This window comes from Sphingobium herbicidovorans (assembly GCF_002080435.1).
In the GTDB taxonomy this organism is placed as follows: Bacteria; Pseudomonadota; Alphaproteobacteria; order Sphingomonadales; family Sphingomonadaceae; genus Sphingobium; species Sphingobium herbicidovorans.
In genome coordinates this window covers 687491-700482 of record NZ_CP020538.1, presented here as the reverse complement: position 1 = coordinate 700482, position 12992 = coordinate 687491, and the positions used below count along the sequence as shown (strand labels likewise).

Annotated in this window: 14 protein-coding genes and 1 pseudogene; 11 read left to right on the top strand and 4 right to left on the bottom strand. The window is 61.2% G+C overall.

Annotated elements, in window-relative coordinates; genetic code table 11:
* The first annotated feature begins 194 nt into the window (after positions 1-194).
* The 3 genes from groES (at position 195) to B6S01_RS03365 (ending at position 4421) form a co-directional block, all read left to right on the top strand.
* Positions 195-482: a co-chaperone GroES gene (gene groES / locus B6S01_RS03375; protein ID WP_022681207.1), complete on the top strand. Its 288-nt coding sequence runs from the start codon at positions 195-197 to the stop codon at positions 480-482.
* Between the two features lie 112 nt (positions 483-594).
* Positions 595-2241, top strand: a complete 1647-nt coding sequence (gene groL / locus B6S01_RS03370; RefSeq protein WP_037462042.1) for a chaperonin GroEL — start codon at positions 595-597, stop codon at positions 2239-2241.
* Positions 2242-2429: 188 nt separating this feature from the next.
* Positions 2430-4421 (top strand): putative bifunctional diguanylate cyclase/phosphodiesterase, encoded by a 1992-nt coding sequence (locus B6S01_RS03365; protein WP_037462045.1) that lies wholly within the window; start codon positions 2430-2432, stop codon positions 4419-4421.
* A gap of 8 nt (positions 4422-4429) precedes the next feature.
* On the opposite strand, the gene B6S01_RS03360 is transcribed toward B6S01_RS03365, so the two are convergent.
* Entirely contained in the window at positions 4430-5386 is a 957-nt protein-coding gene (locus B6S01_RS03360) for a crotonase/enoyl-CoA hydratase family protein (protein WP_037462337.1), read from the bottom strand.
* Positions 5387-5623: 237 nt separating this feature from the next.
* Here B6S01_RS03360 and B6S01_RS03355 point away from each other — a divergent pair, with 237 nt between their 5' ends.
* Entirely contained in the window at positions 5624-5803 is a 180-nt protein-coding gene (locus B6S01_RS03355) for a hypothetical protein (RefSeq protein WP_037462047.1), read from the top strand.
* Positions 5804-5898: 95 nt separating this feature from the next.
* Complete coding sequence (gene tgt / locus B6S01_RS03350; RefSeq protein WP_037462050.1) at positions 5899-7029, top strand: tRNA guanosine(34) transglycosylase Tgt; 1131 nt, start codon at positions 5899-5901, stop codon at positions 7027-7029.
* A 3-nt stretch (positions 7030-7032) separates the two neighbouring features.
* On the opposite strand, the pseudogene B6S01_RS03345 reads toward tgt, so the two are convergent.
* The 3 genes and pseudogenes from B6S01_RS03345 to B6S01_RS21265 form a co-directional block, all read right to left on the bottom strand.
* Positions 7033-8540: pseudogene (locus B6S01_RS03345) on the bottom strand (sensor histidine kinase).
* An 88-nt stretch (positions 8541-8628) separates the two neighbouring features.
* Positions 8629-8751 carry a hypothetical protein gene (locus tag B6S01_RS21890; protein ID WP_272937801.1) on the bottom strand — a complete coding sequence of 41 codons (123 nt, stop codon included), beginning with the start codon at positions 8749-8751 and terminating at the stop codon, positions 8629-8631.
* A gap of 21 nt (positions 8752-8772) precedes the next feature.
* A complete protein-coding gene (locus B6S01_RS21265; protein WP_169802829.1) occupies positions 8773-8919 on the bottom strand; it encodes a NepR family anti-sigma factor in 147 nt (48 codons plus the stop codon).
* Between the two features lie 156 nt (positions 8920-9075).
* On the opposite strand from B6S01_RS21265, the gene B6S01_RS20955 reads away from it, so the two are divergent.
* The 6 genes from B6S01_RS20955 (at position 9076) to B6S01_RS03325 (ending at position 12990) form a co-directional block, all read left to right on the top strand.
* Positions 9076-9258 (top strand): hypothetical protein, encoded by a 183-nt coding sequence (locus B6S01_RS20955; protein WP_156103305.1) that lies wholly within the window; start codon positions 9076-9078, stop codon positions 9256-9258.
* 34 nt (positions 9259-9292) lie between these two features.
* Positions 9293-10087 (top strand): response regulator, encoded by a 795-nt coding sequence (locus B6S01_RS03340; protein WP_037462341.1) that lies wholly within the window; start codon positions 9293-9295, stop codon positions 10085-10087.
* A 93-nt stretch (positions 10088-10180) separates the two neighbouring features.
* Entirely contained in the window at positions 10181-10321 is a 141-nt protein-coding gene (locus B6S01_RS21260) for a hypothetical protein (protein WP_037462054.1), read from the top strand.
* Between the two features lie 108 nt (positions 10322-10429).
* The gene (locus B6S01_RS03335) at positions 10430-11098 is read left to right on the top strand and encodes a sigma-70 family RNA polymerase sigma factor (protein ID WP_037462056.1); all 669 of its coding nucleotides are present in this window, start codon (positions 10430-10432) and stop codon (positions 11096-11098) included.
* A gap of 51 nt (positions 11099-11149) precedes the next feature.
* Entirely contained in the window at positions 11150-11422 is a 273-nt protein-coding gene (locus B6S01_RS03330) for a hypothetical protein (protein WP_322787630.1), read from the top strand.
* A 179-nt stretch (positions 11423-11601) separates the two neighbouring features.
* Entirely contained in the window at positions 11602-12990 is a 1389-nt protein-coding gene (locus B6S01_RS03325; protein ID WP_037462057.1) for a TIGR03013 family XrtA/PEP-CTERM system glycosyltransferase, read from the top strand.
* Positions 12991-12992 lie beyond the last annotated feature (2 nt).

The following is a 12992-nucleotide window of genomic DNA, read 5'->3' as shown; positions in this document are numbered from 1 at the left end:
CGGGAAATATTTCTGCATTCCATCCCTTGACCGATAAATTTGCAGTTCCATATTTCGCCACGCTGGCACTCTTCGAAAGAGAGTGCTAACAGCGCATGGTTCATTAGGGAGAAGGACTAGGCGTTGCGGATTCGTTCGGGAAACCCGGCGGTCGCGCGTCAGCCCCATCCCAAACAGAGGGAAAGGCAATCAACATGGCATTTCGTCCGTTGCATGACCGCGTTCTCGTCCGCCGCGTAGAGGCAGAAGAGAAGACCGCGGGTGGCATCATCATCCCCGACACCGCCAAGGAAAAGCCGCAGGAAGGCGAGATCGTCGCTGTCGGCACCGGCTCAAAGGCCGAAGACGGCAAGGTGACGCCGCTGGACGTCAAGGCTGGCGACCGCATCCTGTTCGGCAAATGGTCGGGCACCGAGGTCAAGGTCGATGGTGAAGACCTGCTGATCATGAAGGAATCGGACATTCTGGGCGTTGTCGCCTAAGCCGATCACTGATGTCATCCCAGCGAATGCTGGGGTTTCAGGCCTTTAAGCGCGGCGTCAAGCCGCACCAGATCCCGGTTTTCGCCGGGATGACGGAAAAGGAATAGAAGACATGGCTGCAAAAGAAGTAAAATTCTCCCGCGACGCTCGTGAGCGCATCCTGCGCGGCGTCGATATCCTGGCCGACGCGGTCAAGGTGACCCTGGGCCCCAAGGGCCGCAACGTCGTCATCGACAAGAGCTTTGGCGCGCCCCGCATCACCAAGGACGGTGTTTCGGTCGCCAAGGAAATCGAACTGAAGGACAAGTTCGAGAATATGGGCGCCCAGATGGTCCGCGAAGTTGCTTCGAAGACCAACGACATCGCCGGTGACGGCACCACCACCGCCACCGTTCTTGCCCAGGCGATCGTTCGCGAAGGCATGAAGTCGGTTGCTGCCGGCATGAACCCGATGGACCTGAAGCGCGGCATCGACCTCGCCGTGACCAAGGTTGTCGAAGACCTCAAGGCCCGTTCCAAGCCGGTTGCCGGCACGAAGGAAATCGCCCAGGTCGGCATCATTTCGGCCAATGGCGACACCGTCGTCGGCGAGAAGATCGCCGAAGCGATGGAGCGCGTCGGCAAGGAAGGCGTGATCACCGTCGAGGAAGCCAAGGGGCTTGAATTCGAGCTGGACGTCGTTGAAGGCATGCAGTTCGACCGCGGCTACCTGTCGCCCTATTTCGTGACCAATCCGGAAAAGATGGCAGTCGAACTGGCTGACCCCTACATCCTGATCCACGAAAAGAAGCTGTCGAACCTGCAGTCGATCCTGCCGATCCTTGAAGCCGTCGTTCAGTCGGGCCGTCCCCTGCTGATCATCGCTGAGGACATCGAAGGCGAAGCGCTGGCGACCCTGGTCGTCAACAAGCTGCGCGGTGGCCTGAAGGTCGCTGCGGTCAAGGCTCCGGGCTTCGGCGACCGCCGCAAGGCCATGCTGGAAGACATCGCCGTCCTGACCAAGGGCGAGGTGATTTCCGAAGACCTCGGCATCAAGCTGGAGAACGTCACGCTCGGCATGCTCGGCACCGCCAAGCGCATCACCATCGACAAGGACAACACCACCATCGTCGATGGCGCCGGTGACGCCGACGCGATCAAGGGCCGCACCGAGCAGATCCGCTCGCAGATCGAGACGACGACGTCCGACTATGATCGTGAAAAGCTGCAGGAGCGTCTGGCCAAGCTGGCTGGCGGCGTGGCCGTCATCAAGGTTGGCGGTGCTTCTGAAGTTGAAGTCAAGGAGCGCAAGGACCGCGTCGATGACGCGCTGCACGCAACCCGCGCAGCCGTTGAAGAAGGCATTGTCCCCGGTGGCGGCACGGCCCTCCTCTACGCAACCAAGGCCCTGGCAGGCCTGAAGGGCGTGAACGACGACCAGACCCGTGGCATCGACATCATCCGCAAGGCAATCGAAGCGCCGCTGCGCCAGATCGCCCAGAATGCGGGCGTCGATGGCGCCGTTGTCGCCGGCAACCTGCTGCGCGAGAATGATGAGACCCAGGGCTTCAACGCCGCGACCGACACCTATGAGAACCTCGTCGCTGCTGGCGTCATCGACCCGACCAAGGTCGTGCGCGCTGCTCTGCAGGACGCCGCTTCGGTGGCCGGCCTGCTGATCACGACCGAGGCGACCATTGCCGAACTGCCCGCCGACGACAAGGCGCCGATGGGCATGCCCGGCGGCGGCATGGGCGGCATGGGCGGCATGGACTTCTAAGTCCTTCGCTCAGTCGAAAGAATATGGGCCGGTGGAGCGATCCACCGGCCCTTTTCTTGTCCGTACGTTGAAGCGTTAGGGGAAGGCGCCAGACCCCCTGCGAGCCGATTATAAGAGTCCATTTCGGATATCTTTGTGGGCGCGAATTTACCAAATGGAAATCATGTTTCGCCAAGGATGGCGAGGACGTGTCATCCCTCTTCCGCCATTGGAGCGCAAAATTGCGCGCGCGCCTCGCGCCGGATACTCAGCAGAGCGCTGAGGTGCAGGATAGTCTTGTCAGATCGCTTTACGCGTCGCCCGCCTCTTTGATGATCGGCGCGGTGGCTGGCGGAGCGCTCAGCTACGTGGTCGCCCATCACGCGCAGCGCGTCGAAATCAGCGCGATTGCGGCGTTGATCTTCCTGGTCGCGCTCAGCCGTTCGGTGTCGGCGGTCTATTTCCAGCGAGAGTTGGCGCACCAGGATGGTCCAACCCGGCCGATCTGGGGACTAGCCTATGAACTGGGCGCCTGGGGATATGCGGCGCTGCTTGGCCTGCTTGCCTTCGCGACGCTGACGCTGACCGAGGATGCGTCGCTGCACATATTGAGCGTGTGTCTTGTCGCGGCCTATTCCGGCGGCATTGCAGGGCGTAATGCGGGCCGGGTTCATATCGCCATCGGCCAGACCTGCTTTGCCCTGCTGCCTACCACTCTCGGCCTCTGCATTGCAGGCGGGCTTGGCTATTGGGTGCTGGCGACCATGCTGTTCCTGATGATCTTCGCCATGGCGGAGATTACGCGGACGACCCACCGAATCGTCGTTGAAGCGTTGCAGGGCAAATATGAGAAGTCCCAGCTGGCGACCAAGTTCGAACGGCTGGCGCGATTCGACAGCCTGACGGGGGTCGAGAATCGCATGGCGATGCAGATGCGCCTGCGCGACCTGTTCGACAGGCGGCGTTCCGACCAGGACGCAATGGCGGTTTTCTGGATGGACCTGGACAGGTTCAAGGAGATCAATGACTCCCTGGGCCATATCATCGGCGACCAGCTACTCTGCTCGGTCGCCGCGCGGCTTTCGCATGCCGTGGATGACCGCGGCTATGTCGCGCGCTTTGGCGGCGATGAATTCATCCTGATCTGCCCAGGGGCCGACAGCGCCGTTGCCGAGCAGATTGCGGCCGACATCATGGCCGAATTCGTCCATGATTTCGACGTCAGCGGCTATCACCTGACTGTCACCGCTTCGATGGGCATTGCCGTTGCGCCTGATGACGGGCGTGGCAGCGAAGAGTTGCTGCAACATGCCGACATGGCGCTTTACAAGGCCAAGCATGATGGCCGGAACCGCCATGCCAGGTTCAGTTGGTCGATGAAGGAGCGGCAGAACCGGACGTATGAACTGGAAATGGGCCTGCGCACGGCCATGGCCAACGGCGAATTGCTGCTGCATTATCAGCCCATCTTCGACACAGTGACGGGGAAGATCGCGATTTGCGAAGCGTTGATGCGGTGGGACCATCCGGTGATGGGACGCATTTCGCCCGCTGAGTTCATACCGATCGCCGAAAGCAGTTCGCTGATCGAGTCGATTACGGCATGGGCGCTGGAGCAAGCCTGCCGCGACGCCATGCATTGGGAAGATCATGTCCGGGTCGCCGTCAACATCTCACCCGCGCTTATCAAGAGCGACGGGTTGCCCCGCGCCGTCATCGCGGCGTTGCTGGGATCGGGCTTGAAGGCGCGCCGACTGGAACTGGAAGTCACCGAATCCATCTTCCTGGAAGATAGCGGCCGGACCAGCCTGATCCTGTCGGAATTGCAGCGGATCGGACTGCGGCTGGCGCTGGATGATTTCGGGACCGGCTATTCCTCGCTCGGCTATCTGCGCGACTATGCTTTCGACACGCTCAAGGTCGATCAGAGCTTCATGCGCGGGGTGGGGGAAAGCGGGCGGGACCGGGCGATTGCGCAGTCGGTCGCCTATCTGGCGCACTCGCTGGACGTCGAAACGGTGGCGGAAGGCATCGAAACTGAAGAACAGCTGCGCTACGCCCGCGAAATGGGCTTCAGCAATGTCCAGGGTTTCGTGCTGAGCAAGCCCATGACCGCCGACGACCTGCTTGAAATGATGGGCAAGATGAAGCGGGAAAGAAGCGACGTCGTGACCTTGATGAAGGACCGACGCCGCGCCTGAACGGACGCCTATTTGGTCAGGCGGGTTTGAGCGGATGCCAGCCTTCGCATCAGGCGCAGATCCTTGGGATCCAGCTTGAGCGCGGTCGCCGCCCAGTTTTCCACGATGTCCTTCAACTCGGCATAGTCGAGCGGATCGACCCGGCGGCCGGCTTCGAACACACCGACATGGCCCGCATGGTGCGGGCGGTTGCCGCGAATATAGTCGCGAACGGCCTGCTCACCCTCGCCATCTTCGGCAAGAATGGTGACGACGCCCATGTCGTACATTTCCTCGGCGGTATAAACCTTGCCGGAAAGGATCATGCGCTCCGCCATGCGACGTCCCAGCTTGCGGGCGAGGATCGAATAGGCGCCCATGCCCGGAAACAGGCCGAAGAGCATTTCGGGCAAGCCAAAGCGAGCGCTCCGCTCCGCCACCACCACGTCGAAGCAGAGCAGCGCCTCAAACCCGCCGCCCAGAGCATCGCCCTGCGCCAGCGCGATGGAAATGAGCGGCATGTCGGCGTTGCGCCAGGCGCGATGCACGACATCGATGCAGGCGTGGCCATATTTGACGAGGCCGGGCAGGTCGCCTCTTTCGATGCAGGCCGCGAAAAGTTCAAGATCGCCGCCCAGGTTGAAAACGCCCGGAAAGCGTGACCCCAGCACCATATATTTGAGTGGCAAGGCGCCGTCGTCAAACAGGCGCTTGGACTCTGTTTGCCATAGCCGGATGTCTCGCAGCATGGGCAAATTATAGTTGGGCCGATTCGCCGGGGTCATGAACGCCCACAGCGTATCGATGGATTCATCCCAGCTGACGTCGATCTGTCCAAGATCGAACAGCATCGACTGGTTGTTGTCGCGCCCCTGCGGCGGGCTTTCCCTAACGGTGAAGCCATGGATGTCGTCATCAGGCAAATGCACTGACGAAACGTCCTCCACTTCGTCATGCGCCGGATTAAACCGTCCGGAATCAGTCATCTGTGCCCCCGCATTTTGATCGGTGTCGAGCAAAACAAGATTAGCTCGCGGATGCAACCGGCGCTGGACGAAAGCGGGCATATTAACCCTTTTTATCCCATAGTGTTGCTGCTAAGTCGCCGCAAAATCACGAAATCTATGGTTAACGTTGCATTAATGCAACAAACGCTCTTAACCTAAAAACCTGAGCGAGGGGTCGCAGGGCTTTGTTAACCTTTATTAATTACGTTGCCCTGCATGGATAGACATCGCACCGATCCCCAGATTGTGACGCTGCTGCTTCATGACGAAGAGGGGGAAAGCTGGCGCCTGCATCTGGCGGCCGACTGCCTTTGCTTCATCGGCAATTACCGCCGCGTGGAGGGTTTTGACATTGACGCCGTCGTCGCTTTCGATGGCGTGCGCAAGGCCGGCTGATCCGATCGCATCTGCTGTAGAGCGGGGAAGCCGTCGCGCGGCTTTATCAAAAAAGCGGTTCTCACTTGTCCGCGCGATGCTCTAAGGCGCGCAGCGTGACTCAATCCCGCTTTTCCTTCGCTATTGCCGCTACCGACGGCAAGGCTCGCACCGGCACGATCCAGATGCGCCGGGGCGAGATACGAACACCCGCCTTCATGCCGGTCGGCACCGCCGCCACGGTCAAGGCCATGCGTCCCGCCGAAGTGCGCGCGACGGGGGCGGACATCATCCTTGGCAACACCTATCATCTGATGCTGCGCCCCGGCGCGGAGCGTGTTGCGCGGTTGGGGGGCCTGCATAGTTTCATGGGCTGGGATCGGCCCATATTGACGGACAGCGGCGGCTATCAGGTGATGAGCCTGTCCGCCCTTACCAAATTGAGCGAGGAAGGCGTGGCCTTCGCCAGTCATATCGACGGATCGCGCCACATGCTGACGCCCGAACGGTCGATGGAGATACAGCGGCTGCTGGACAGCGACATCGTCATGGCGTTCGACGAATGCACGAAAAATGGCTGCACCCATGACGAGGCGGCGCACAGCATGGAGCGGTCGATGCGCTGGGCGAAGCGTTCGCGCGACGGCTTCGACGGGGGCGGCGAGCATGCCGAGCGGGCGGCGCTTTTCGGTATTCAGCAAGGGTCGTTGAACGAAGATCTGCGACGCGTGTCGGCGGAGAAGCTGATCGAAATCGGGTTCGATGGCTACGCGGTGGGCGGCCTGGCGGTGGGCGAGGGGCAGGAGGCGATGTTCGGTTGCCTCGACTATGCGCCCGATATGCTGCCGCAGGACAAGCCACGTTACCTGATGGGCGTTGGTAAGCCGGATGACATCGTCGGCGCGGTTGAGCGGGGGATCGACATGTTCGATTGCGTCCTGCCGACCCGCAGCGGGCGCAATGGTCAGGCGTTCACCTGGGCAGGGCCGTTGAATATCCGAAATGCGCGCTTTGCCGAGGATATGTCGCCGCTGGACCCCCGCTGCACCTGTCCTGTCTGCGGAACATGGAGCCGCGCCTATCTGCATCATCTGGTGAAGTCCGGCGAAATGCTGGGCGCGATGCTGATGACGCAGCATAATATCCATTTCTACCAGTCGATGATGCAGGCGATCCGCGACAGCATCGCGCAAGGGCGCTTCGCTGCCTTCGCGGCGGATTTCCGGCGCGATTATCAGCGGGTCTGACGGTCAGGGAACGACGGTGATGGCGATGGAATAATCGCCCGCTGTCTCATCATGCTCCAGCGGCGCGCGCAATTGGCGTGAAAGGCCGGTGAGCACCCTGCCGTAGCGGTCCGCAATGCGGTCCCTGATGGCGTCCGATCCGCGCAGTGCGGGGGAGCTGACCTGAAGGATCGCGCGGTCCTGCCGCCCCGGTTCCAGTTGCACTGAAATCCGCATCCCGGTCTGCGGGTCCGACAACATTGCCAATTCCACCAGCTCGGTCAGCAGGAAGGCGACCGGCACGGCGACGTCCTGGCTGATATGCAGATTGTCGCTGTCGATCTGGATACCGAAACGGCGCGCTTCCGCAGGTGCGGTGCTGCGCAGGCTGGCGGACAATTCGCTGACCAGCGACCGGACGCCGACGCCGCGATGCTCCTCCAGTTCCGCATAGTGATTGCGATGGACGACCGACAGCGCATCGACGCGGCGCTGGATGGAGGCATAGGCTTCGACCGCTTCGGGTTCATGCGCCGCGCGGGCATGCAAGCTGATGAGGCTGGCGATGATCTGAAGGTTGTTCTTGACGCGATGATGAACCTCCCGCGTCAGTTTGCGCTGGGTTTCCAGCCCTTCCGCCATTTCCGCCTCATGAGTGGCCACATCCTCGCTGATCGCGCGAAAGGTATCGCCAAGAGCGACGATCTCCTGCGCGGGGGTGCGGATCCGGCGCATCGGTTCGAGCACTTCGCCCGGATGATAGGCGGCGACCGTACGGCGAAGAACCACCAGCGGACGGATGAGCAGGCGGTTGACGACGAACCATCCGATCGCTGCGGCCGCAAACCACATCACCAGCGGCAGGAACAGCGAAAGCATGCGCGCCAGCGTGACCGGCGGATCACGCAGCGTCATTGTGAGCAGGATGTCGGGCGGGTCGAGCCGCGCGGACAAGCTGGTGCTGTGCGCTTCAGGATCGTCCATCGGACTACTGACGATGAGCAGCCGATCGCCCTGCTGCAAGCTCAACTGGCGATTTTGCAGCGCGGTCGTAGGGCTGGTAATCGCTTCCAGATAGGCGCGTGAATAATAGGCAAGCGCGACGATCTGGCCGTTGCCGCTGATGATGCGACTGGCCAGATAGCCCGAACCAGGAAGCAGCTGCGCGGGCGCCTTGTCGAACCGCGCGGCGGGGGTGATCCCCCCGGTTCGGGGCGCGACGCCCCGCATAAGCGCCGTCCGCTGCGATCGTAGATATAATATCGACCGCCTTCGCGATCGTGCGATTTCAGGAAAGTCGAGAGCCTCTGGCACATTTCGGTGCCTTCGCCGCCCGTGGACAGCGCATTGGCGGTCAGCATCAAGGCCATCCTGTCCGACGCCAGATCAGCCGTCAGTTTACGCGCGCTTTGCGTCACGGACACCCGGAGCAGCGCTTCCTTTTCCAGATCGGCGGTCCGGATCGCCTGAAGGGAAGCGACAAGCGCAATCAGGCCCAGCGGCAACAACGCGAGCGTCAGGATGAGGAACATCTTGATGCCGGTGGAATGGATGAGGCTGTTCAGGCTGCGCATGAGCAATCAACTATAGGGGACGGGGAGTGCCCCGGTCATGCGGTGGTCAAGATTTCATGGCCAGGATCAGAGGCGCAGCGCCCACCAGCCCGATCGCGGCGGCGGCGAGCCGCTCCGTCAATCTGCCAATATCGAAAAGCACCAACATGACCTCCGCCGGTCCGGTCAACGGCGTTGACCGTGATTCACGCTAATCCAGCTTTCGAAGAAGGTCGAGCATTTCGGACGGGATGTCTTCATCCACCGCGCTCTTGTAGACCGAGCGCAGGGCATTTGCGACCTGCCCTTCATCCTTGGCGGCAGAAGCGCGGCGTTTGCGCGGGGCACTGCCACTCACGCCCGAGGCCGGGGTGTTGGCGCCGACATCTTTCCTGTCCCCTCCTTTCACAGCCCGTTCCGTCGTTGAAGCAACCAAAATACGCCCCTCTGCAACGCTAGCATAGCACCCAGCTTTTCTTTTGCGACTTTCCCACGCGGCGTCAATCGACCGCCCGTGGCTTACGGCACCAAATTCGATATCAGTAAAAAACGAACGGCTGTGAAACAAATCTCTTTGTCGTTGGTTCCGTTCGCCGAAGCATTTTTTGCCGTTTACCCGACGGCAGCTGTAAAGGGGCGGGGGGCTTGCCACATCGGCATTGCCAATCCATCCTTCTGCTCGGCGAGTGTTTCATGACAACGCGCCCTATGGGCTGGGAGAAGATTTACCGATGTCGCTTGGACAGCAATTGCACCCTCATCTTCCTTTTCTGCGCCGCTACGCCCGCGCCCTGACGGGCAGTCAGGCGCATGGGGACGCCTATGTCCGCGCGACGCTGGAAGCGATCGTGGCGGCGCCCGAAGAATTTCCCGCCGACGTCGATCCGCGGCTGGGCCTTTACAAGACGTTCCATGCCATCTGGTCCTCGTCGCATCTGGAAGACAGCCCCATGCTGTCGGCCGGTGACGGACAGGAAGCCGTGGCGCAGGCCCGGCTGGCGCGATTGACGCCATTGCCGCGACAGGCGTTGCTGCTGACCGCTCTGGAAGGCTTCACTATCGATGATGTCGGTTATCTGATCGGATTGGATGCGGCGGACGTCGAGGCGCTGGTCGAAGAAGCGCTGAGCGAGATCGAGGCGCAGACCCGCGCCAAGGTGCTGATCATCGAGGATGAGCCGATCATCGCGATGGATATCGAAACGATCGTGCGCGATCTGGGGCATGAGGTGACCGCCATCGCCGTAACGCGCGAAGACGCCGTGCGTGAAGCCATGGCCGAACGTCCCGGCCTGGTGCTGGCCGACATCCAGTTGGCCGACGATTCCAGCGGCATCGATGCGGTGAAGGACATATTGGCCGAGTTTTCGGTTCCCGTCATTTTCATCACCGCATTCCCTGAGCGGCTGCTGACCGGCGAACGCCCGGAACCCACTTTCCTGATCACCAAGCCTTTCCAGCGATCGACGGTAAAGGCGGCGATTTCCCAGGCTCTGTTCTTTGACGAGGCGACGGCGCCGGCCTGAGTCGATCGCCCGGGTTTTCAGAAAAGACTGGCAGGTATCGGAACCCTGACCATCCCGCCGCGTTATTCAGCCGTAACGATCGGGAGGTAAAATATGGCGGAAGAGGAAAAGCACGTTGCTACCGAAGACGCCCGGTCAGGTTCCACGCCACACATAGTCCGCTACATTCTCGGCATATCACTGCCTTTGGTCGTCATTGGCATGCTGATCGTGCTGTGGAGCTATTACGGGTAATCACATTGGTTCCGTACAACAACGGGTATATAGGATGCGGACGCACATATGGCTTTGACGGCTTCGGTTCATGCGGCGAGGGCGACAGCCAGTGAGAGGGTTGTTCCCATGAGCGAAGGGCTTGGCCAACCGGCGGAGCACCAGGAGGACAAGCGAGAATCGCTGTCCGACGATGATTTCAAGCGCGAGCTGGCCGCGGTCATCCCGCACCTGCGCGCCTTTGGGCGGTCGCTTTCGGGCAATCGGGACGTCGCAGACGATCTGGTTCAGGAAACTCTCCTGAAAGCCTGGGCGGCGCGTGGGCGATTTCAGGCCGGCACCAACATGCGGGCCTGGACCTTCATCATCCTGCGCAACCATTATCTCTCGCAGATGCGGCGTTCACGCTTTCGCGGCGACTGGGACGATTTGACGGCCGATCGGCTGTTGGCCGCGCCCGCCGGGCAGGACAAGCATGTCGAGCTTTCCGACATGCAGCGTGCCTTGCTTCAGCTGCCCCAGCCGCAGCGCGAGGCGCTGATCCTGGTCGGCGCGGGAGGCTTTGCCTATGAAGAGGCGGCGGAGATTTGCGGCGTCGCTGTAGGCACCATCAAAAGCCGCGTGGCGCGCGGCCGCGCTGCCCTGGAACAGATACTCGATAGCGGCGACCTGCCTTCCCGGCGGAGCCAGGAGACCAGGGATACCGCCGTCCTTGACGAAATCATGGACGACGTTGATCGCTTGAGCCGCGGGCGGGAGGTACAGCAGGGTTCTGAACAGGACGCCGATGATGTATAACGGCGGCTCCAGCGATCCTTTCCCTGCGGGAAGGCGTTTGGGAGGTACGCGATGGTCAAGAGAGGACGAGGCAGGGTGTTGCCTCCAGAGTGGCGCCAGCCCGATGACATGACGCAGGCTGGGCAATCTCGCGGCACCGGCGTAATTTTCGCACTGGTAGCGATTGCCCTCATTCTTGCCATAGCCTTCTTTTATCTCACCAGGGAAAGTGAGGTGAAGGAAAGCCGGGCGATCACCGAAGCCGCCGAATCCGATGACAGCGCGGCTCGGCTGGTTGGAGACGCCGCCCATGAAGCGGTACGGGATGTCCGGCGGCAAAACTGATCCTGCCGACCCACTGCTGAACGGCTTAAGCGCTCTCCCAAAATCCCTCATCTTCAGAAAATCTTTGGGATTTTCGTTCACGCTGTGCGCACTGTCGGATTTTCTTACACCGGTTGTAAGCTGATCCGATGTCACCAGGCTGCCCTTTGGCGAGGCAGCATCGGAAATGCGCGCGACTGATGATCAGACTTTTCAAACATTATGTGCCACACGCCGTGCTGCTGTTGGGACTGCTCGACTTTATCCTGCTGGTCGGGGCGGCGGAAGCAGGGTGGATATTGCGCGCACAGCAGATCGGCATGAATGTTGATCCGATCATGACACGCGCCCTGCCGTTGCTGAGCTTTGCCTTGTCGATCCAGACAGGGATGATCGCGGTTGGCGTTTATGGCACCGAGGCGCTCCAGTCGCTTCGCTTCGCCTTCGCCCGACTGCTGGTCGCTATTTCGCTGGGCGTCATATTTTTGTCGGTCATGCATTTCGTCCTGCCCGACCTGACGCTTTGGCGGTCCAATTCGCTCTATGCCATGGGCCTTGCCATCGCGCTGCTGCTGGCGGTGCGGCTTCTCCTGGGATCGATGCTGGGGGGCGAGGCGTTCAAACGGCGACTGGTCGTGCTTGGCGCAGGCAATCGCGCGAACCGCATCAAGGATCTGGAACAGCGCAAGGGCGCGGGCTTCCTGGTCGTGGGCTACATCGCCATGAACGATGGCGCGCAGGTCATTCCTGAATCGATCAACCGCAGCGCCATCTACAATCTGGCCGATTTCGTCGTGCGGCTGGGCGCCAGCGAGGTTGTGCTGGCGCTGGAGGAACGGCGCAACGCCCTGCCGCTGTCGGACCTGCTGCGGATCAAGACCACCGGCGTCCATGTGAACGAGATTTCGACCTTTCTCGAAAGGGAGACGGGGCGCGTCGACCTGGACAGCGTCAATCCCAGTTGGCTGATATTTTCCGATGGCTTTTCGGCGGGCCGCCGGATTTCCAGCATCGCCAAACGGTTGTTCGATGTGGTCGCCAGCTCCATCCTGCTGCTGCTGACCGGCCCCATCATCCTGATCGCCGCGATCCTGGTGAAGCTCGACAGCAAGGGGCCAGCATTTTACCGCCAGCAGCGCGTCGGCCTGTATGGCGAGGAATTCTGGATCGTGAAGCTGCGCACCATGCGGCAGGACGCGGAAGTCAGCGGGCAGGCGGTCTGGGCAGAGAAGGACGATTCGCGCATCACGCGGCTGGGCTATTGGCTGCGCAAGCTGCGGATCGATGAATTGCCGCAGACCTGGACGGTGCTGAAAGGCGAGATGAGCTTTGTCGGTCCGCGTCCCGAAAGGCGGCAGTTCGTCGAGGATCTGGAACAGCATCTGCGCTATTATGCCGAGCGTCACATGGTGAAGCCGGGCATCACCGGCTGGGCGCAGATCAACTATCCCTATGGGGCATCGATCGAGGACAGCCGCAACAAGCTGGAATATGACCTTTATTACGCCAAGAACTACACGCCGTTCCTGGACCTGCTGATCCTGATCCAGACGTTGCGCGTGGTGCTGTGGCCTGAAGGCGCGCGCTGAAG

Coding starts and splice junctions, on each gene's coding strand:
- B6S01_RS03355 (WP_037462047.1), top strand. CDS start 5,624: ATGGATAGACATCGCACCGATCCCCAGATTGTGACGCTGCTGCTTCAT.
- groL (WP_037462042.1), top strand. CDS start 595: ATGGCTGCAAAAGAAGTAAAATTCTCCCGCGACGCTCGTGAGCGCATC.
- B6S01_RS03330 (WP_322787630.1), top strand. CDS start 11,150: ATGGTCAAGAGAGGACGAGGCAGGGTGTTGCCTCCAGAGTGGCGCCAG.
- groES (WP_022681207.1), top strand. CDS start 195: ATGGCATTTCGTCCGTTGCATGACCGCGTTCTCGTCCGCCGCGTAGAG.
- B6S01_RS03360 (WP_037462337.1), bottom strand. CDS start 5,386: ATGACTGATTCCGGACGGTTTAATCCGGCGCATGACGAAGTGGAGGAC.
- B6S01_RS03325 (WP_037462057.1), top strand. CDS start 11,602: ATGATCAGACTTTTCAAACATTATGTGCCACACGCCGTGCTGCTGTTG.
- B6S01_RS03340 (WP_037462341.1), top strand. CDS start 9,293: ATGTCGCTTGGACAGCAATTGCACCCTCATCTTCCTTTTCTGCGCCGC.
- B6S01_RS03335 (WP_037462056.1), top strand. CDS start 10,430: ATGAGCGAAGGGCTTGGCCAACCGGCGGAGCACCAGGAGGACAAGCGA.
- B6S01_RS21260 (WP_037462054.1), top strand. CDS start 10,181: ATGGCGGAAGAGGAAAAGCACGTTGCTACCGAAGACGCCCGGTCAGGT.